The organism is Peribacillus sp. NPDC097197 (assembly GCF_050278025.1).
In the GTDB taxonomy this organism is placed as follows: domain Bacteria; phylum Bacillota; class Bacilli; order Bacillales; family DSM-1321; genus Peribacillus.
This window is the reverse complement of the sequence record NZ_JBNNST010000003.1, coordinates 201,682-222,358: the sequence shown is the minus strand read 5'-3', so window position 1 is coordinate 222,358 and position 20,677 is coordinate 201,682. Positions and strand designations below refer to the sequence as shown.

Here is a 20,677-nt window from a genome sequence, read left to right as displayed (position 1 = left end):
GCTTTTTTTTTGGTATGAATCTTGCATTGATAGTTAGTAATCCATTAGAAGAAAGGAGAAGATCAATCAATAAAGACTTTTGCTATTGATTGGAGCGTTTTGTATTAACCTGCATCTCAAATTTTATAAAGGGGGAATTTCATTGGATATCGGTTTTATTACAAGAAAAATGGCTACTGATTTAAATAATATAAATCCTAGAAAGATAGCGATAAAAGAAGAAGTAGGAAAGTCATGGACATACATGGATCTCCACTTAAAATCAAATGCGTATGCAAATAAGCTTTCCGAGTATGGAGTAAGAAAAGGGGATCGTGTTGGTATTTTGCTTTACAACTGTCTTGAATATTTTAGTTTATATTTTGCCATTGCAAAAATAGGTGCAATAGCTGTTCGGCTTAATTTTAGGCTTTCAAGTTCTGAGCTTGAGTATGCACTAAATGATTCACAGACAAAAATATTGTGCTTCCATTCGAACTTAGCCAATCATCTGGAACCAATTTGTAGTCATGTTTCTGTTGAGAGTTATTTTTGCCTTCCTCATAAACAGGGCTCAATCCCAAAGTGGTCCAATTCATGGAGTGTCTTAGAGAGTGGTTCAGTAGATGAGGTCAAAGTCGATAACATTAGATTAAATGATCCCGTCATGCTTATGTACACCTCAGGCACAACGGGAAGACCTAAAGGTGCGATTTGGACTCATGATACAACTTTTTGGTTTTCTACGATTCAAGCACTCAAATGGAAATTTACTGGGCGAGAAGTTGCGATGACAACAGGCCCACTATACCATGTTGGGGCATTGGAAGATATCGCACTTCCCATTCTTATGATGGGGGGGAGCGTAATCATTACAAAAAGCCAAGAGTTTGAGATTGAAAGAATTCTTTCCGTTATTGAACAGGAAAACGTGACCGATTCTTTTTTATTTCCTTTTATGATTTATGAAATGCTAAATTCGCCTAAAATTAATGAGTATCAGTTAAAATCTTTAAAGACCATTTATACAGGTGGTGACCCTCTAATGCCGTGGGCTTTAGAACAATTAAAAAAGAGATTTCCTCATATTGGAGTTGTTCAAGTTTACGGGTTAACTGAAGGACAACCAATTGCGGCTTCACTTGAACCACATGATGCTTTTACAAAAGGTCATACTGTTGGTAAGCCAATGCCACTTACAGAAATTAATATTATTGATGAAGATGGGAAATGTTTACCTGTTGGTGAAATCGGTGAAATTTCAATTAAAAGTCCAGCGGTTTCTGAGGGTTATTGGAGAAAACGTGATGCTACAATGGAAACGTTTGAGCATGGTTGGTGTAAAACTGGAGATATGGGAAAATTCGATCACGATGGGTATCTAACAATTTCTGGTAGAAAAAAAGACATGATTCGAAGCGGTGGTGAAAATATTTACTCAGCGGAAATTGAAGATGTATTATACCGGCATGAGGCAGTGAAGGAAGTCTCTATAATCGGTATACCAGATCCGAAATATATTGAGGCTGTATGTGCTGTTATTGTAAAAAAAGAAGGGGCTAAACTTACGGAAGAAGATGTTATTAATTACTGCAAAAAGCATCTTGCTAGCTACAAAAAACCTAGAAAGGTCACGTTTGTTGATCAAATACCACGCACTCCATCTGGTAAGGTTCAAAAGTTCATACTTAGAAAACAATATAGTGGTATGGAATAAATGGTGACTTTTATGAGGTTAATATAATCCTTTTTCTATTAAATCATGTTTCACTTTGTTTCTATGGGTTTCGAAAGTTACCTACTGATGCTTTTAATAATACCAGAACCTCGGAAGTGAAGGAGGAAGGTCAATGAAGAATAAAGTTGTTTCGTGGTCAAAACAGAATAATATTGCAACAATTATTATTGATAATCCACCTGTTAATGTATTAAGCGCAGATGTTTTAGAACAGTTGAATCTTGTGGTCAGTGAAATTGAAAACGATTTCAGTGTGAAAGTAATTATACTTACTGGGGAAGGTGAAAGAGCTTTTGTTGCTGGAGGGAATATAAAAGAATTTCCAGCATGGATTGGAAAAGGAGTGGAAGAAGGAAAGGGGAAATCACTCTGGCTTCAGGAACCCCTTAATAAAATTGAACGCTTAACTCGACCAACTATTGCTGCTATCAACGGATTAGCATTAGGTGGAGGATGTGAAATTGCCCTATGTTGTGATATTCGAATTGCAGAGGAACAGACGAGGATTGGGCTTCCTGAAATTAAATTAGGTTTGTTTCCAGGTGCAGGGGGAACTCAAAGACTTCCTAGATTGATTGGTAAAGCCAAAGCAAAAGAAATGATCTATACTGGCGAGCCATTGAACGCAGAAGAGGCCAAACAAATAGGACTTGTAAATCATGTTGTTCCAAAGGGAAAATCTTTAGAAAAAGCAATGGAACTTGCAAAATGTATCTGTAATTATTCTTTACAATCTTTAACTTTTGCAAAACATTCTATCGATTACGGTTTTGAACAAACACTTGAAGATGGACTCGTGATTGAAGCAGAAAATTTTGGTCATGTTTTTCAGACGAAGGATGTTAAAGAAGGCGTTGAAGCCTTTATTAATAAAAGAGAACCGAATTTCGTTGATCAGTAATCCTATACGACCTTAAACCGGCCACAAATGCTAATATATAAGGCTTTGAGAAAAAGGGGGAAAGTTTAATGGATGTAATGATAATTTTTATATCACTAGGTTTACTAATGTTTCTAGCATATCGAGGATTTTCTGTTATTCTTTTTGCACCATTGTGTGCATTATTTGCTGTATTTTTAACAGATCCTAGTCATGTTTTACCCTTCTTCTCTAACGTTTTTATGGTTAAGTTAGTTGAATTTGTAAAATTGTACTTTCCGGTTTTTTTATTGGGTGCTATTTTTGGGAAATTGGTTGAAATAAGCGGTATTGCAAAGAGTATAGCCAAAATTATTGTCCGTTTTATCGGGGCAAAGCAAGCCATTCTTGCAATTGTAATAATGGGTGCAATTCTGACTTATAGCGGAGTCAGTTTGTTTGTTGCAGTGTTTGCCATCTATCCATTTGCTGCCCAGCTATTTAGGGAGGCGAATATCCCTAAGCGTTTAATTCCGGCGACAATTGCAGTTAGTGCTTTTACCTTTTCTATGGATTCGCTTCCAGGGTCTCCCCAAATTCAGAATGTCATTCCAACAGCTTTCTTTAATACTGATATCTATGCTGCACCAGTACTGGGGATTATTGGGGCAATATTTATCATTTCCTTGAGTCTATTATATTTAAATTACTGTCGACATAAGGCAGCTAGAGATGGAGAAGGGTATTTTGGAGTAGGCGATAAAGCTATTGATAGGGAAGCTGCTGAAGAGGAAATGGCTGCTAGTTCTGCTATGCCCGTAGAAGTGAGTAATAAGGTAGGTATGAATTCTCAAAAAAATATAAGTAAAAAAGACTGGCTTGCTTTTATTCCATTGGTGTTAGTGGGAGTGATGAATAAATATTTTACTGAGTCTTTTCCACAATGGTATGATAAAGGATTTGACTTTGCTAATATTGGGTTAAAAGATTATGGAAATGTTGATATGTCTAAAGTTATCGGTGTTTGGTCCGTAGAGATGGCTCTTATTCTTGGGATAATAGCAGTCATCATATTGAATTTTAAAGCAGTCAAATTGAATTTCAAATCTAGTATGAACGTAGGCATTAATGGGGCACTGCTTGCAACCATGAATACCGCAACGGAATATGGTTTTGGGGGTGTGATTGCAGCTTTACCAGGTTTTACTGTGGTACAAGACTATCTCACAGGGATGTTTTCAAATCCTTTAATTAATGGAGCAATTATGACAAATGTATTATGTGGAATTACTGGTTCTGGATCTGGTGGGATGAGTATTACGTTGAGTTTAATGGCGGACACCTATATACAATCGGCTGCTAATTATGATATCCCGTTAGAAGTTTTGCATCGTGTCATTGCAATGTCAGCAGGAGGGTTTGATACTTTGCCGCATAACGGAGCGATAATAACTCTTCTAGCTGTTACAGGACTCACTCACCGCCAGGCATATAAGGATATTTTTGTTATTACTATTATAAAGACCCTTGCTGTATTCTTTATAATTGGAATATTCAGTATCTTTTCTATTGTTTAAAAATGTGTTGCTGAGTGTGTGGGAACATCCATCATTCTTAATGAAGAACTTTTATTCTGAATCTGTCATTATTATTCCTAATTATTATATAAAAGGAAATCTGAATTTTCGTCTGGTGAATAAATCCTAAAAAAAGGAGGATGAAATAATGTTTAATAAATATTTCCACCAATATGAATTGGGAGAAACATGGGTATCGAAAGGACGTACTATAACCGAAACAGATTTAGTAATGTTTTCTGGATTTAGCGGTGACTGGTTTCCACTCCACACTGATAAGGAATATGCGGCCAATTCACAATTTAATCAACGGATAGCACACGGAATGCTTATACTTTCGGCGGCTACTGGCTTATTTCAATTTGAACCAGGGATTGTTGTTGCATTTTATGGTATGGAGAAAGTTCGATTTACTTCCCCTACCTTTATAGGGGATACGATACACGTAAAATTAAAGGTAATTGAACTAGTTGAAAAGGGCTACCAAGGGATTGTAACCGTTAACCAAGAAATAAAAAAACAAAACGGAGAAACTGTGACCATAGCAAATATGAAAATTATGGTCAATTGTAATGGTGATTCTTAGGAGCACATGTAAATATGTAATTCACGTAATTAAGACTACTCTCCCTCTATATATTTCATCTTATCTATACTATCTATCCTAGATTTAAAATATAAGATGAAATATAATATTATTAGAATATTCAAAAAAATAATTCAGTCCACATCATGACGCTTCTCTCCATCTCATCCGTTTGTTCCTCAACTAGGTCCATTGCAAAAATATGATAACGCTTCCAACCATTTGTGATTCTTTTAATAGGAGGAATGGATCGTGAAATCAATGACTAAGAAAAGCTGGCCAAAAGGTGTTTTGGAAACCTTGCATTACCGCTTAGGGGAAAAGCCGCTTCATGAGTACTTGATGGATAATGCGAAGGAACGTCCGGAGGAAACGGCGTATGTGTATTATGGGAACAATCTGACTTGGAGCCAGCTTCAGGATGACACGGGGAGGCTTGCCCAGTTTCTCAAAGACCAAGGTGTGGGTAAGGGTGACCGGATCGCTTTGTTCATGCAGAATTGTCCGCAATACCTCATTGGACATTACGCCATCCAAATGCTTGGTGCTATAGTGGTTCCCTTGAATCCGATGTATAAAGAAGCGGAACTGGAATATTTGATCAATGAGGCGGATATAAAGGCCGTGATTGCCGGCCAGGAGTTATATCCAACTATGGAAGCGGTGAAAGGCAAGGCAAAATCTTTACAATTTATCATCACCACCCATTACGCTGACTTTCTTTCGGAATCTCCCACTTTGCCGTTGCCAGTCGAGTTTTTGGCGGAGAAAGTGACAATGGAAGGAACGTTTGATCTTCTTGAAATTCTCTATACGAATGAGGTTCTAAAAGAAGTGGAAGAAGTGAATATATGGGAAGATGTGGCCTTGATGGTCTTCACTTCGGGTACGACGGGGAGGCCGAAAGCGGCGATGCTTACATATGGGAACGCGTTGTTCAAAACGGCAGCGACTGCTCAGAGTTCTTTCATCACGCACAGCGACAAAACGCTGGCAGGCGCTCCATTTTGCCATATTGCCGGGATGGTGATGGGCGTCAATATTCCTATATATAGTGCCTGCATGTGTGTGGCATTGACAAGGTTTGAGCCAGAGGCGGCAATCAGTGCCATAGAGACGTATAAAGTGAATAAATTATATACGGTCGCCCCTATGAATGTAGCCATCTTGAATACTCACGGTATCGAAGGAAGAGACTTAACTTCACTTGAATTGAATTTCGCGACTAGTTTTGGCATTCCGGTCGATGAAAAGCTTGCAAAGGCATGGGGGGAATTGACCGATGGTTGTCTTTTGTATGAAGCCTCGTATGGGTTAAGTGAAACGCATACATGTGATACATTCATGCCGATTGATAAAATCAAGTTTGGTACTTGTGGCATTCCGACATTCGATACCGAAATTTGCATCGTTGACATCGAAACAGGAGAAGATTTACGGCCGGGTAAACGAGGGGAAATCGTGTTGAAGAACCCTGGCGTATTCAAAGGATATTTGAATAGGCCAGACGCGACAGCCGAAACATTAAAAAATGGCTGGGTCCATACAGGTGACATTGGAATGCTGGATGAGGAAGGTTATCTGCATTTTCTTGGCCGTACGAAAGAGATGATTAAATCCTCCGGATACAGCATTTTTCCAGAAGATGTGGAAGTCTTGATGAAAGACCATGAAGCGATTTTACAAGTTGCCGCAGTTGGTGTGCCAGATGGGATCAGGGGCGAAAGCGTGAAAGCCTTCATCGTATTGAAACCGGAGTACAAAGGGAAAATCAGCGAGGAGGAGATCGTCGATTGGTCAAGAAACAGGATGGCGTCCTATAAATATCCCCGCTACGTTGAATTCCGAGATAGCTTGCCAACAACCAGTTCAGGCAAGGTATTACGGAGATTATTAAAAGAATGATAGAAAGCCGATAGCGGCAAGTGGCTATCGGCTTTGTTTTGTAGTGAATGTTGAATTAATGGTGTGAATGTTGAATTATTGCCACGAATGTTGAATTAATGAGGCTGAATGTTGAATTAATGCAAACGAACGTCGAATTAAACTATTCTAGTAAAAGGGCATATTGTTATTAGCATAATGAGGTATGATTCCACTATCATCTTGGTATAAAATGGATAGTGAAGGGAGCTGTTTTAATGAGTAATATTGGGGTACCAGGAATTATTTTGATGATCATCGTATTTGCACTTATCGTTTTATTCTTCGTCTCATTTTCTGCGTTTATCAGTAGGCTGCTTAAGAATTCAGGCAAGAATCATAATCAATCGGATATAGATAGTAGGCTCACACGGATTGAAGATGAACTCCGGTCCATTAATAAGAAAATGGATCACCGGGATAGTTGATTGAAAGAGGGTGCAACCGAAATAGCGGGGGGCAAAATGAAGATATTACAAATAATCATGCTTATTATTTTTACCCCAGTCATTGTGCTGGATTATTTCCCGAATCTATCGTTTGTATGGGTGATTCCAGATGGTATTTTCCTATGGCTGATGTTCGTCATATATGTGATCAGTTTTTTGTTTAAGAGATTCAGTGATGGGAATCCTAGGGAATGGCTCCAGTGGCAAGTGCTTTCCCTCTTTTATTTACTCTCATTACTAGCTTTGTTGACCATTCTCGGAGGCCAATCGCCTGCGGGAATTGCATTTGATAGTCCTTTCCTATGGCTGATTCTATTGATGTCGTGTTTGGATATCTATTCCCGGTGGAAGAAATTGAAACAGGAACAAGCTGCTCATTAGAGGAGGACTAGAATGATAAGTGCATCGACTTGGTTTAATCCTTACGTCTTAGAAGTGCTTATCCTCCCGATTGCTTTTGTAATAGGAACAGGATCAGCGTTGGTTACAAAGAAGTGTATAGTAGGACCCATCATTCATGTAATCATATCCGTGCTTTTCTATTGGTGGAATTTCACTTATTTTCACGACGAGGATTACCATTATAATAGGATTGATTCTGAATGGATACTTATTGACTTAATCTTTGTAGGAATTACAGGCTTGTTATCTTGGGGGTTACTAAAACTCAGGAGGAAATAGCTCATATCATAAAATCTTACTCTTCTTATTTAATAATAGAAGGGTAGGATTTTTTTTATTTTCATGTATAGAAAAGTAAAATCCAGTTAATCATGAGAGTAAGAGAAGGGAGAGGGGAACGGTTCACAAAAAACGATGTCTTACTACTAATGTATATTTTTAAGAAAACATAAAGAATGATACTAATTTTCAAGTTGTCCAATATAATAGAAAAAAGGTGAAGGAGTTGGTTTCGAATGGAGAAGCAATTGCCTATAACACCACTAGAACCTGAGATGATGGAAACGTTGGCAGAAATGGTACTTATCAAGGCCCTCAGTGATTACCGGAAAACTCAAATCGAAAAAGAAATCGATCATTCGTTGGAAACCCGTGATAAGCAGGAATTTATAAGATTAACCAATGAATTGAAGAGTCTCTGTTAGATTGGCCTTATGAATCAGGCTTTTTAATATCTGTATATAATGAAGGACCAATCTTCTATTGAAATTGGTCCTTTGTTTTTCTTTATTTTAATTGTCCCTGATAGGAAATCTGTTATGCATAGCTAAAATCACATTCTGATAAGCTATAAAAAAATAACCTTCAACATCCCATAAATAGCATAATAAATCATAAGGGAAGCAAGTAACTGTAAAATAAGGGCGATTAGAAACAAAAACTTTCGAACAAACCAACTATATTTGCTAAGCCTTAGATAAATGTAGTAACCGGAACCAACGAGAAGGAACATGAATAAGTTTATGAATTTTTGATAAGGGCTACTAGGTTTTTCATAGATGGCTAAAGCGTAAAAGCTGGTCATCGTTCCTTCTAATAAAAAATACAGAAGCCATAGGTAAGTTGTATGGTTAGATAACCTGCTAATAAATTTCTTATCTCTTCTATAATGCTGTATGCCATTCTCATCTTCTCCCTAACATGAACGGTACTTATAAAAATATAACTTTCAAAACCCCATAAATGGTTTTATAAATCAGAACAGAAGCGATTGCCTGTAAAAACAGGGCAACCAGGAATAATAATTTTCGAACAAGCCAGCTGTAATTTCTAAGTCTAAGATAAATATGATAGCCTGAGCCAATCGTTATCAACATGAAGAGATTCGTTATTTTTTGAAAAAGATTATTAGGCGGTTCATAAATACCTAAAGCATAGAAGTTGGACATGGTATTTTCTAATAAAAAGATGGAGAAGCCATATGCAAGTTGGATTGAAAGTAAATATGCTAATATGTTGCCGAATAACTCTAAATTTCCTGATGACATGTAGGTCCTCTTTCTAAGATTATAGGAATATACCTTTCAAAGCCCCATAAATAACGTAATAAATCAGAACAGAAGCGATTGCCTGTAAAAACAGGGTAAATAGGAAGAGAAACTTCCTAATAAACCAATTGTATTTTCTGAGTTTGGTGTAAATGTGATAGCCTGAGCCAATCGTTATCAACATGAAGAGATTCGTTATTTTTTGAAAAAGATTATTGGGCGGCTCATAAATACCTAAAGCATAGAAGTTGGTCATGGTTTCTTCGAACAAGACAATTAAGAATCCATACATCAGTTGTCCTGAAAGAATACATAATAATAAAATTCTTATACCTTGAATGATGTCGTGCACATAATCTGCCTCTTTTCAAAACGAAAGGCCAATCTCTATTGAAATGGCCCCTCCGCTTTACTCAATCTATTAACTTTTTTATATTGATTGTCCCTGATAGGCGGCCAAGTCACCTATGCCAGATAATGTGGCTTCCCATTCATCATGGTTGGCTAAATGGATATGTACAGGGGTTTTTGGATCATCCGTATATTCTGCAAGCCATATTCCACGATCAGAGGGTAAAAAGAATAGAATGTTCTCTAAGTATGCTTCTTCTTCATAACTCGTTAAACTAAAGTTGGAAATGTTGAACAGAGTCCAGTCATAAGTGCGCAGGTCATCAGAGAATAAGTAGAAACTGTCTTCTTCTTGCTGGGTAAACTTGGACTTCTTCCGTACTTTATCAACTTTTTTAGGATTACTTAACCAATCAAATGCTTGCTCGGTCAGAGAGAAAGCTTCCTCACCTTGATATTTGTCAAAGGAGATTCCATAATATTCTCTAATAATCATCTGGATTTCAGAAGAGGGGATAATCGCGAATTCATGAATGATATCTCGATCGATCAAATGGAAAAGCCATTCATCCTCTTCAAAGTGATGAAGCATTAATACGGACTTTTGAGGGAAATTGGAGCAGCGAATCATTCGTTTTGAGCCAATATACTTTTCGATGAAACGCTGAGTTTCCTGCGTTAATGGTACTTCTTCCCGAGATTCTTGCTCCTCACTCCACATGTTTTTCATGATCAATTGATTTTTCGTCACTTCAAGAATGGTCAACCACTCTTTTTCGGACTTATCCCCAATAGCCGTTTCGGCAATACCTTTTGCGATTTCATGATGTCCGGCAACACTCACCATCAAGGCTAATTCTTCAGTCGTACAGGTTAACAAATGATTCATTATGATGTCACGTCCTTTTAAGAACTATGGTTATGTATCCGCTTTTTGATAAGTTATAGAAAGATAGCTTTCACTGTCCCATAAATGATCTTGTAAATAATAATGGAAGCAATTCCTTGTATAATAAGAGCGATAAGGAAGAAAAATTTCCGTACAAACCAATTGTATTTACGAAGTCTGAGATAAATATAAAAGCCGGCACCCATCATGGCATACATGCAAAAGTTCACGGTTTTTTGATAAAGGTTACTGGGTTTCTCATAAGTTCCTAAAATATAATAGTACCTGATCATGGCGCTTTCGAATAAGAAGATTACAAAGCTAGATCCCCATTGGATTGAGAGGAGATATAGTAATAAAATTCCTATCCATTCAATTGTACTGTATGTCATTATTGTCCTCTTTCAAAAAAATGGAATGTAACCCTTATAGAAAAATAGCTTTCAACGTCCTATAATAAATGATGTGATAAATAATAATAGAAGCAATTCCTTGTGAAATAAGGGCGATTAAAAATAAGATTTTCCGAATAACCCAATTGTATTTGCTGATTTTAAGGTAAAGGTTGTATCCAATCCCGGTTAAAGTGAACATAATAAAATTAATGGACTTTTGAAAAAGGGTAGAAGGTTCTTCGTAAGTCCCTATCGTGTAAAAATTAATCATTGCTCTTTCTAATAAAAAAATGGAGAGACTGTAAGCAAATTGCGTTATAAGAATACATAATAATAAAAGTCTTATACCTTCTATTATGCTATATATCATGGTTCTCCTCTTTCTAGGTATAAAAAATAAACCAGTTGTTACCTCCTGAATTTAGGAGGTTTACTATACAAACTATAAAAGTAATTGTATAGAAAATCACATGCTATCCTATAAATTGTGTTATGAAATATATTTATATAAGAATTATTGCTTCTAGAATACGAAGCAAGGCTATATAAATAATAACGGACACCAGTGCTTGTAAAACAAGAGCAATAAGAAATAAAACCTTTCTTACCAACCATTTATGATTTCTAAGTTTAAGATAAATGTGATAACCGGTACCCACGGTAACAAGCATGAAAAGGTTTGCGAACTTATGGAAGAAATTATTAGGTTTTTCATAGGTTGCTAGAGCATAATAATTCGTCATAGTACTTTCTAATAAAAAGATTAAAAAACCAAACATAAGTTGAATGGAGAGTATGTATCCAATTAAATTGCTAATTATTTCAGATGTTCCTGGTGACATTTTATCCTCTTTCTAAAACTATAGAAAAATAGCTTTCAACATCCCATAACTGATTTTATAAATAATCACGGAAGCAATTCCTTGTAAAAGAAGCGCTATTAGGAATAGAAGTTTCCTAACAAACCAATTGTATTTCCTGAGTTTTAGATAAATGTGAAATCCAGTACCAATTAAAGTGAACATGAAAAAATTCACGAATTTTTGATACGGAGTACTGGGTTTTTTATAAGTTCCCATAGCATAATAGTTGATCATCGCACTTTCGAATAAGAAAATAGAACAGCCAAATGTAAATTGTGTTGAGAGTATACATGTTATAAAGATCCTGATGCCTTGAATTATATCGCCTACCATGACATTCCTCTTTTTAAGTTATAGAAAAATAGCTTTCAACGTCCTATAAATGATTTTATAAATAATCACGGAAGCAATTCCTTGTAAAAGAAGGGCTATGAGGAATAGAAATTTCCTATTAAAATTCTCATACCTATTAGTGCAGGGTTTTACTATACAAATTTCACAATTTTAAAAAGCCAGTGTACAGAAAATAACACGCTATGAGAAAAAATATGACTGTGGCTACGTTCGCTATAAAATTTTTAATGTGTTTTCTCATTTTAAACTCTCCTAAACCTTTTAAGTAATTTTATTCTTCTGCAAAGACATACAGTGGATAGCCGCCGTTATAGAAAAATAGCCTTCAACGTCCCATAAATGATTTTATAAATAATCACGGAAGCAATTCCTTGTAAAAGAAGAGCTATTAAGAATAGAAGTTTCCTTAAAAACCAATTGTATTTCCTAAGTTTAAGATAAATATGATAACCTGAACCAACGAGAAAGAACATGAAAAAGTTTACAAATTTTTGATAGCGGTTACTGGGATTCTCATAAATGGCTAGAGCATAAAAACTTGTCATTGTACTTTCTAGTAAAAAGATGGTGAAACCATACGAAAGTTGAGTTAATAGAAAACCTGTTAATAATACTCTTATGCCTTCAATTATGTTGTATACCATTATTTTCCTCTTTCTATTAATCAGAATATAAATTTGAGAATACTAAAATTCCTCTTATTTAGATGAGAATTAGAAAAGTGTATTAAATTCTTTGGATATGGTTTTTTAATTTTAATTAAACCAACTAGAAACCGAATTTTTAATATTACTACCAATGTCATCAACTAATGCACCTGATTTTTTGATAACCTTTCCAGTAACTTTTCCAACTTTTCCTCCAACATCTTTGATTTGATCACCAAAAGTAGAGCTTACTACACCGCCAGCTAAGCCTCCTACTGCACCGCCTATAACGATTCCCACCGGACCGCCAATACTGCCTATTGTAGCTCCTATTTTAGCGCCACTACCAATAGCAACCATATCTGTCGTGAAACCAAATGCGAATCTTCCAGCATTTTCAGAGAAGGATTTATTTGAGTTTTCTGGATTAGCAAACTCACCGAGATTAGAAGCAGCTGATATTGGAATTCCGACCAATGGAATCCTTTTAGCGGCAGATGTTAATCCTCTAGCTCCTGCTGCTTTACTTAATAGGCCTGTTGTACCATTTGTTTTTATTCTTTCAGTTGTTCCCTTAACTAAGTCTTTACCGGTTGATCGTTCGAAGTTTTTCGGGAAACCGGCCAGGTGTTTTAACATATGGGAAGGACTTGTGTAAGAAGCAGCAAATTTCTGTAGTTTCTGCATCACTGGATTAGTAGGTGTGGATCTGGAAAAGTCCAAGAGCCATTTAGAAACCTTTGAACTATGTTTTCCTTTTGATGTCCAAGATGGATCTGACTTTACAGAAAACTCATAGTTTCCTTTTAGTTTTTGCCATAGTGTCGGTTTACTACCAAAGTAATGGATACTTAATTTTTTTGACAAATACATGGTAGATATAGAGGAAGCCGCTTGATACCCTACTAAGACATTATCGCCAAAACTCATTTTCCCGTTAATATAGGCAAAAGGAGAGGTAAGCATTTGTCCAAATGTCATCTTATCTTCTGAAGCTACTTGCTTTTTTACCTCTGAAAATGTCGGCTTATCCTTTAATTGATTCACATCATAGTTCTGAATGTTGAAGTTTCCGCTACTGAACATCCCTAGAATTTCATTGAGGTATTTGTTCATCAATTGTATGTCATCCTCTACGGATGCTAGTTCTTTTGTTTGGCTTGTATCGAACGTACCCAAGTTATCAATCGTTTCCTTTATTCTAGAAGTAGCCCTTTGATAATGGGTGAGAAATGTCTGGTCATTGAGCTTTTCGATGGCAACGATATCACGTACCTCATCCAGGGTAGTGTTGGCTTCATCGACTAAATCAATCGTGACATTATGTGCATTTTTTAAGCCTGTCGTGAGTTCGCCTTCAAGAAAACTTTGGCGGATAAAACCGCTTGAATCAGACTCCAGTTGAGTAGAAGCCTCTTTAAGAGCCGTCAGGACTACTTCATAGTTTTTAAGAGAAGAGTCATAGAATGAAAGGAAAGGGATATGCCAATCTTGATAAAAGGCGCGTATCGCTGAACCACCTTTTCCTTTTAAGGAATCATCGAGATTGGAAAATTCATGAATAACCTTCTCCAATTCATTCGCCTGTTTCCTTTGGGCTTTTACTTTGCTTAGTAATCCATCTATTCCACTATGTAAAGATTGAGAATGAAGTGTCCTCATTGTATCCTCCATATTCTAATGTGCGTTTATAGAAGTTGAAAGCTGTTGGTCAACCTGTTCTACCTCTTGTATGGCCGTTCGTACGGATTGGTTATTAGCTTTTAAGATTTCTTTATAGGTTTGGCCAATCTTTTCTAATTGATGGTTTAGTTCCTTGATTTTTTTTACAACGTCTAATTCATTTCCGGCTGCGAAATCTTCGGTTAATTTCGTTTTGAAGGATTCCATTGTACGGTCCATTTTCGAGATGGCTGATTTTACATCTTCACCATTCACTTTTATTTCTTGACTCAAACCATTCAATCCTTTCTTAGCTTTTCTTGTCTTCGTTTTTCTTCTTCTCTAGCAAGTCGTTCGATTTCAGCCGTAATCCTGGTTTCTAATGAAGTAATTTCTGATTGAAGGCTCATTATTTTATTTTCGATGGCCGTTATCGCTGCATTCAACTGAGATTGAGATAGATCTTTATAGGCTAATTCTAGGTCTTCACGAACTTCCGTAAAATCAGTGGCTAAGGTTCCATGCCATGTTTGGGAAGAGAGCGCTGGTTTCGTTACTACTCTTTCGTTCTGAAGGAATTCTCCTTGTAGACTGTCTAATTCATGCTTGCAGGTTTTTAACTTTTCGACTTGTTGTTTCTTCAGGGTTAATTCGGATTGCAAATCGGTTAGGTAGGACAATGTTTTCAGCCCCTTATGCTTATAGGTATGGTGATAATAGTCACGGTATCTATATGGTAACACGTGGAAAATAACTTAATAAATGGGTATATATTACCTAAAAAAGTGTGAGTATAGTCAATTATTCCTGCATTAAATTGTTTTTGAATGGTGATGGAACAAGTTGCATTAGTTCATATTCTTAAAGCAGCATGCTAGGGTTTTCAAGATTCCGTTTCTTTTTTAACATTCTTATGGTGGAATAGTAAACTTTTATTATAATGGAAATTCCTGCTTGATAGATGGGCGGCAAAAACAAAGAGGCGAGGGGAAGTTTTGAAAAAGTTCATGATCGTATTAGTGGGGGCTGTTTTGTTGGGTGGTTGTAACCTGGACAACGATGCCAATTCAGAGGCAGTAGATCGTGCAGAACATGTCGATAGTACTGACAATACTATAGAAGAAACGGGGAAGGAAGAAGTCCATTCAAGTTATACGGTTGCCGACTATATAAAGTCCGTAGAAGGTAACCTTGAGGCGAATTCGGATGATTTGATCGAAAGGCTTAAAAAGGTACAAACATACAACTTTTACTCTGAAGTGGAGCTCTTGGATTTCGTGGCTGATCGGAATGATTTTTATTTATCCATCACGATGTTTTCCATGGATCGAGTAGCTAATGAGGTCTTTTATGAGGGAAAGGATTCTAGCATTTTTTCAGGTAGTGTGGGAATTGTAGAAGATGTACCATTTTCTATCGTCTTAGGTAACGAGATAGATGATTTTTGGAGTTTTTACGAGGAGAACGATGAAGAACTGGATACATTAGAGAAACAAGCCATCACACAATGGTTTGCAGAGTGTTGGGAAAAAGCGAATGGACAAATGATTGAGTTGCCTTCCTACTTTTGTTTCCACGATGAGTATGAGTCCTTTGATTTGAAGAAAAGAGAACAGATTTCCGATGATGAGAAATGGGCTGAATGAGACGCAAAGAAGGTCACCAATGCGACCTTCTTTTTTTCGTTTTCTGTTAGAAGTACCATATCAACCCGGCAATGCCTAATGACAGTATGCCCATAATCCCGGTATACAATAATCTGAACTGCCGATGTTCACTCGTTTCCGAATGGAAATTAGCTCTTTGTTCAGGCCCGGTCGTCCAGGCCCCTATAAATATTCCTGAAAGGCTTATTCCTACCACACCAATAATCATGAATAACTTTAGCAATCGCCCCACCCCTTATTCATCTTAGGTAACTCTATGTTTCAAAAGGTAAATGGTTCCAATTATTCAAAAAAGGTAGAAGTGCCCAACAAATGGGGTACTTGAAGGGAGGAAGAGGTTCTTTATTCTTCCATAAGGAAACACCTAAGAAATGAAAGTTGTGCGCAATTCCTTCATGACAAGGTGTTTTTTGTTGTCTCCTTAGATTTCTTTTTCTAATAGGCGCAGGCAGGTGTTGACGTTTTCCTCGAATTGTTCCATTTCTTGTTTGGACTTGGAGGCATATTGGGTCTTTATAACATGGAGTAAGCTTTCTATTAAAAATACCCGTGGCTTACTGGTTTGCATCAGCTCTTCTTGAATGAAGTCGATTAGTTCATTTGCTTTTGATTGATCTTCTCGACAAGGGAGCGATCTGTGTGTTGCCTTTTTTAGGGCCAAGGTGGATTTCATTAACTCATTATGACATTGATGTAAATTATTTTTAGAGGTTGGAAGCCATGTATTGATTAATTCCGGATTAAGTATTTGTTCTTTGCTTTTGGCTACTCCGTCAACTAGATCGACGATCCGGTTCATGCAATAGCGGATGACTTTAATTTCTGGTGTAACGGTATCTTTGGCATGGAAGCTGAAATAACTCATATGGGCCATCATTCCGTTAAAGAGAATGGCGGTATCCAATAAATAAGGTTTTTTACTTTCCCCAAAGATATCGATAAAACGACCATACATCCAACGTATGCTTAATAATTGGATGCGCTTGATGAATCCTTTCAATTCTTCGTCGTTTGATACACGTACTTCTTCAATTAAGACGAGTAATTTACTTTGTATATTCACCGTCATTTGTATTTCTAGCTGTTTAATGAATATTTCAATATCCGCCAAATCCTGACCAATCAATAGTTCTTCCCGGTCATAGCGGATCTTTTTATAGAAGGAACTGAAAATGGCCATAAATAATTCTCCCTTGGAGGGGAAATAATTATAAAATGTACCTTTGGAAATGCCACTGCCATCTAAAATATCTTGGATGGATGTCGCTTGATAGCCTTTTTCAATAAACAATTTATGAGCTGTATCGATGACATTCTGCTTGCGTTCATTCATATGATCACCCTTAGTCAATTATAATGCCTGTATAAATGTAATCGTATACTATTTTCCATACCAGCACAAACCCAATATTCACGTAAGAAATTTATATTGCAAAATATGGGCGAGGAGTATATTATATATTTTATGCAGAAAGTTAGACTTACCGTATAAGAAAATGAACCAACAGTTTGAATGGAGGAATAGATAAAAAGTGAGTACTACTCAAACGATAGAAAAAAAGGCCCCTTATGGCATTTTAGCCATCTTGATGATCGGGGCATTCATATCCATACTTAATTCAACTCTTTTGAATATTGCACTACCATCCATATCAAAAGATCTTGAAATCGAGACGGCAACCGTCCAATGGTTGGCAACGGGATATATGCTGGTGAATGGTATCATGATTCCTACAACAGCCTTCTTAATTAGAAAATATTCTGTGCGGAAGCTGTTCTTGACAGCGATGTTGCTATTTTCAATCGGGACGATTGTTGCAGGTGTAGCACATGTATTCCCATTGTTATTAGGTGCACGGATGGTTCAGGCGGCTGGTTCAGCGATCATGATGCCATTATTAATGAACGTTCTTTTAACGTCATTCCCTGTTGAAAAGCGTGGATCGGCAATGGGGTTATTCGGTTTAGTCATGATGGCTGCCCCTGCTATCGGACCAACGCTATCCGGATGGATCGTGGAACATTATGACTGGAGAATGCTTTTCCACTTTATTACTCCACTTGCGTTACTAGTTCTTATTCTTGGCTTCTTTAAACTGAAAGACAAGAAAGAAAAAGTAGATATTCGAATAGATATTCTGTCTGTCATTCTATCTAGTTTAGGTTTCGGCGGATTGCTGTACGGCTTCAGCTCAGCGGGTAGCAAGGGCTGGGATAGTCCTTGGGTATACGGAACATTAGCCGTCGGTGCCGTTACACTGGTTCTTTTCATTGTACGCCAGCTTAAAATGGAAACGCCGATGCTTGAATTCAGGATTTTTACCCATCCAATGTTCGCCTTATCAGCGGCCATTTCCATTGTCCTGAATATGGCAATGTTCTCGGCCATGATCTTGATGCCGATGTATATCCAAACGCTTCGTGGCATTTCACCGTTCGATTCGGGACTGTTGATGCTTCCAGGAGCAATCATCATGGCACTCATGTCACCAATTACCGGTAAGCTATTTGATAAGTTCGGAGCACGCGTTCTTGCTGCTGTTGGTTTGCTTATCACCGTTGTTACCACTTATTACTTTAGCGAGTTGACTATGGAAACATCGTATGGAAATATTATGGTTCTGTATTCTGTACGGATGTTCGGGTTGTCCATGGCAATGATGCCTATCATGACAAATGGTTTAAACTCATTGCCGGCCCGTATGAATCCACATGGTACTGCGATGAATAATACACTTAATCAAGTTTCAGGTGCAATCGGAACAGCATTGCTCGTTACGGTCATGTCTAACCGAGCCACTTCGTCTGGCGAAGACCTAATGACTGCTGCCATGAGCAAATTAACAAGTCAGCCTACAGCTGAGATGATGGCTCAAATGCAAGCGCAAGTTGGTATGCAAGCGATGTTAGATGGCATTAACTTCTCTTTCCTTGTATCAACCTTCATCGCTGGATTGGCGCTAATCTTAACATTCTTCATTAAGCGTGCTTGGCCTGCAGAAGATAAGCTAGCTAAAAGGGAAAAACAAACATCATAAGATAATAAAAACGTGATCATGGTCATCTCCTTTTGGGGGAGAGGCTAATGATCATGTTTTTTTATTTTTTTATGGTAAAAATAGGATAATTGCAAATTGATGTAGAAATATCTAACAGGTATCCAAAAAGGAGCTATTAAAGGAGGAGTACATGAGTAAATATGGATTGATTGGAAAGTTCATTGTGAAAGATGGCGAACGTGACGCAATGGTAAATATTTTGTTAGAAGCAGCAGAATCCCTAAAGAGCCTGGACGACTGTGAAATCTATCTCGTCAATATTTCCGAAGAAGAGCCTAACTCTGTTTATGTGTATGAAGTGTGGAACGATGAAGGTGCCCATCAAGCATCCCTCGGTCTTGAAGCGACTCAAACATTAATAAAACGAGCAAAACCAATCATGGCTGGAATGGAGAGGATCGGTACATTACAAACAGAGGGAGGGAAAGGCTTATTGGACTAAATGTGTGAAAGTGAAATTATAGGGTTTCTAAAGGTCCTTCTTTATCCTGTTAGAGGTGTTATCTGATCGTAAATACCAATTGGATAATAAATACTCAAGGAGGGAATCAATGATTTATGAAATGACCATACAAATTCGGGTTACCGATATAGAAGAAGGACGCCAGTGGTATGAGTCCTTCATAAAACGCAAACCTGACTTTATGCCTCATGAAGGTTTTATGGAGTGGGAACTCATTCCAGGGAGTTGGCTACAAGTATCGGAAGGAACACCATCAGAAGGATGTGGTCCGTTACGTATAGGTGTGGTTAGTCTGGAAAAAGAACGGGAAAGAGTCATGCAAGAACTTGGAGTGGAATTTTTTGAGATTCATTCAAGAGCGGAGGTTCCAGTTAAGTGGGGAACGTTTAGTGATCCTTGGGGCAATAGGCTTGGCTTCTTTGAATATGTAAGTAAAACGGAAAAAGCATGAAGTGTGGATATACGTTTTGGGCTTACCATTCGTAATCACAAAAGGGTAAGCAAGGTGTTTTGAAAGCTAAACGGTAAGAATGGGTTGTGTTTCGAAACCTGACTTTTCAAATAAAAGAGGATGGGCATGCTTCTAGATTGTAGAAGAACATGACCCATCCTTTTTCATATTCGATTCGACATTAGTTCATATCTACATGGGGTGGTGTTTTTTCAATGTTGATTTTGGACAATTTCATTCCTTTATACGATGTGATGCAAGGAACCAAACATAAGATGGCCATTGGGACGCAATAAAGAATGTAGAAGTGTCCTCCTTGTTGTATAAAAGGTAAATAAGCAAGTGCTATGCAAAGCAATGCAGCGAATATGATTAAGAAGATTCCGAAAGACTTATGATAAAATGAATAGACAGCTTCTCTTTCTACGCGCTGTTTGTATAAGGTCTTTGCAACTTTATCAGTGCGGATAAAGAAGTATAAGGACACTAAAAGAAATACAGCCGAGAACGGTAAGGCTAGGGCAAAGTAGGAAACATCAAGAATGCTGAGATAGAAGCTGGTTAAAAAAAACACTTCCGATATACCTAATGCAAAACCATAATTGAAAACGCTTACTTTTGAAGGTTGCTTAATCATGGAAATTCCTCCCTCTTTATATATATATTAAACGATATCCATCTTGTTCACAAGTTAGACACATTTATTTTTTGAAAAATAATCCATTTGGCAGGGGTTTTTGTGGGATACAAAGTTTCCTGGGGAATATAAGTGACGAACAAAAAAGTGGCGGGGTGTAAGTAATACATGAAACTCGC

Annotated in this window: 21 protein-coding genes; 12 read left to right on the top strand and 9 right to left on the bottom strand. The window is 37.3% G+C overall.

Translation table 11 applies throughout. The features are described 5' to 3' along the window. Positions 1 to 142 precede the first annotated feature (142 nt). The 8 genes from ACQKL6_RS05730 (at position 143) to ACQKL6_RS05695 (ending at position 8,217) form a co-directional block, all read left to right on the top strand. Positions 143 to 1,696: a long-chain-fatty-acid--CoA ligase gene (locus ACQKL6_RS05730; protein WP_427650759.1), complete on the top strand. Its 1,554-nt coding sequence runs from the start codon at positions 143 to 145 to the stop codon at positions 1,694 to 1,696. Positions 1,697 to 1,829: 133 nt separating this feature from the next. Then, positions 1,830 to 2,618: an enoyl-CoA hydratase/isomerase family protein gene (locus ACQKL6_RS05725; RefSeq protein ID WP_427650758.1), complete on the top strand. Its 789-nt coding sequence runs from the start codon at positions 1,830 to 1,832 to the stop codon at positions 2,616 to 2,618. A 68-nt stretch (positions 2,619 to 2,686) separates the two neighbouring features. After that, the gene (locus ACQKL6_RS05720; RefSeq protein ID WP_427650757.1) at positions 2,687 to 4,153 is read left to right on the top strand and encodes a GntP family permease; all 1,467 of its coding nucleotides are present in this window, start codon (positions 2,687 to 2,689) and stop codon (positions 4,151 to 4,153) included. 148 nt (positions 4,154 to 4,301) lie between these two features. Then, complete coding sequence (locus ACQKL6_RS05715; RefSeq protein WP_427650756.1) at positions 4,302 to 4,739, top strand: MaoC/PaaZ C-terminal domain-containing protein; 438 nt, start codon at positions 4,302 to 4,304, stop codon at positions 4,737 to 4,739. Positions 4,740 to 5,000: 261 nt separating this feature from the next. Beyond that, the gene (locus ACQKL6_RS05710; protein WP_402987378.1) at positions 5,001 to 6,644 is read left to right on the top strand and encodes an AMP-binding protein; all 1,644 of its coding nucleotides are present in this window, start codon (positions 5,001 to 5,003) and stop codon (positions 6,642 to 6,644) included. Positions 6,645 to 6,880: 236 nt separating this feature from the next. Next, the gene (locus ACQKL6_RS05705) at positions 6,881 to 7,090 is read left to right on the top strand and encodes a DUF4083 family protein (protein WP_402873710.1); all 210 of its coding nucleotides are present in this window, start codon (positions 6,881 to 6,883) and stop codon (positions 7,088 to 7,090) included. 36 nt (positions 7,091 to 7,126) lie between these two features. Then, complete coding sequence (locus tag ACQKL6_RS05700) at positions 7,127 to 7,492, top strand: hypothetical protein (protein WP_402873713.1); 366 nt, start codon at positions 7,127 to 7,129, stop codon at positions 7,490 to 7,492. 536 nt (positions 7,493 to 8,028) lie between these two features. Beyond that, entirely contained in the window at positions 8,029 to 8,217 is a 189-nt protein-coding gene (locus ACQKL6_RS05695; protein ID WP_402873721.1) for an IDEAL domain-containing protein, read from the top strand. 507 nt (positions 8,218 to 8,724) lie between these two features. Here the strand turns inward: ACQKL6_RS05695 and ACQKL6_RS05690 are convergent. The 6 genes from ACQKL6_RS05690 to ACQKL6_RS05665 all read right to left on the bottom strand — a co-directional run bounded on the left by ACQKL6_RS05690 (position 8,725) and on the right by ACQKL6_RS05665 (position 14,964). Further along, a complete protein-coding gene (locus tag ACQKL6_RS05690) occupies positions 8,725 to 9,060 on the bottom strand; it encodes a hypothetical protein (protein WP_402957975.1) in 336 nt (111 codons plus the stop codon). A gap of 430 nt (positions 9,061 to 9,490) precedes the next feature. Beyond that, on the bottom strand, positions 9,491 to 10,300 hold the full coding sequence (locus ACQKL6_RS05685; protein ID WP_402957973.1) for a hypothetical protein: 810 nt from the start codon (positions 10,298 to 10,300) through the stop codon (positions 9,491 to 9,493). Positions 10,301 to 12,220: 1,920 nt separating this feature from the next. Then, positions 12,221 to 12,556: a hypothetical protein gene (locus ACQKL6_RS05680; RefSeq protein ID WP_402957969.1), complete on the bottom strand. Its 336-nt coding sequence runs from the start codon at positions 12,554 to 12,556 to the stop codon at positions 12,221 to 12,223. A 111-nt stretch (positions 12,557 to 12,667) separates the two neighbouring features. Next, positions 12,668 to 14,221: a T7SS effector LXG polymorphic toxin gene (locus ACQKL6_RS05675; protein WP_427650755.1), complete on the bottom strand. Its 1,554-nt coding sequence runs from the start codon at positions 14,219 to 14,221 to the stop codon at positions 12,668 to 12,670. Between the two features lie 15 nt (positions 14,222 to 14,236). After that, entirely contained in the window at positions 14,237 to 14,515 is a 279-nt protein-coding gene (locus ACQKL6_RS05670) for a DUF5344 family protein (protein WP_402873732.1), read from the bottom strand. Positions 14,516 to 14,520: 5 nt separating this feature from the next. Next, positions 14,521 to 14,964, bottom strand: coding sequence for a YwqH-like family protein (locus ACQKL6_RS05665; protein WP_427650754.1), 444 nt, complete (start codon positions 14,962 to 14,964; stop codon positions 14,521 to 14,523). Positions 14,965 to 15,228: 264 nt separating this feature from the next. On the opposite strand from ACQKL6_RS05665, the gene ACQKL6_RS05660 reads away from it, so the two are divergent. Then, positions 15,229 to 15,867 (top strand): hypothetical protein, encoded by a 639-nt coding sequence (locus tag ACQKL6_RS05660; protein WP_427650753.1) that lies wholly within the window; start codon positions 15,229 to 15,231, stop codon positions 15,865 to 15,867. 46 nt (positions 15,868 to 15,913) lie between these two features. Here ACQKL6_RS05660 and ACQKL6_RS05655 read toward each other — a convergent pair whose 3' ends face one another. Beyond that, positions 15,914 to 16,111: a DUF5316 family protein gene (locus tag ACQKL6_RS05655; protein WP_427650752.1), complete on the bottom strand. Its 198-nt coding sequence runs from the start codon at positions 16,109 to 16,111 to the stop codon at positions 15,914 to 15,916. Positions 16,112 to 16,309: 198 nt separating this feature from the next. After that, positions 16,310 to 17,221: a TetR/AcrR family transcriptional regulator gene (locus ACQKL6_RS05650; RefSeq protein WP_427650751.1), complete on the bottom strand. Its 912-nt coding sequence runs from the start codon at positions 17,219 to 17,221 to the stop codon at positions 16,310 to 16,312. Positions 17,222 to 17,477: 256 nt separating this feature from the next. Between ACQKL6_RS05650 and ACQKL6_RS05645 the strand changes: the two genes are divergently transcribed. From ACQKL6_RS05645 to ACQKL6_RS05635, 3 genes are all read left to right on the top strand, one after another. After that, on the top strand, positions 17,478 to 18,926 hold the full coding sequence (locus ACQKL6_RS05645; RefSeq protein ID WP_402873934.1) for a DHA2 family efflux MFS transporter permease subunit: 1,449 nt from the start codon (positions 17,478 to 17,480) through the stop codon (positions 18,924 to 18,926). 151 nt (positions 18,927 to 19,077) lie between these two features. After that, a complete protein-coding gene (locus ACQKL6_RS05640; protein WP_402873747.1) occupies positions 19,078 to 19,389 on the top strand; it encodes a putative quinol monooxygenase in 312 nt (103 codons plus the stop codon). Positions 19,390 to 19,498: 109 nt separating this feature from the next. Next, positions 19,499 to 19,861, top strand: a complete 363-nt coding sequence (locus ACQKL6_RS05635) for a VOC family protein (RefSeq protein ID WP_402873749.1) — start codon at positions 19,499 to 19,501, stop codon at positions 19,859 to 19,861. Positions 19,862 to 20,042: 181 nt separating this feature from the next. On the opposite strand, the gene ACQKL6_RS05630 is transcribed toward ACQKL6_RS05635, so the two are convergent. After that, positions 20,043 to 20,498: a hypothetical protein gene (locus tag ACQKL6_RS05630; protein ID WP_427590713.1), complete on the bottom strand. Its 456-nt coding sequence runs from the start codon at positions 20,496 to 20,498 to the stop codon at positions 20,043 to 20,045. Positions 20,499 to 20,677: the final 179 nt, after the last annotated feature.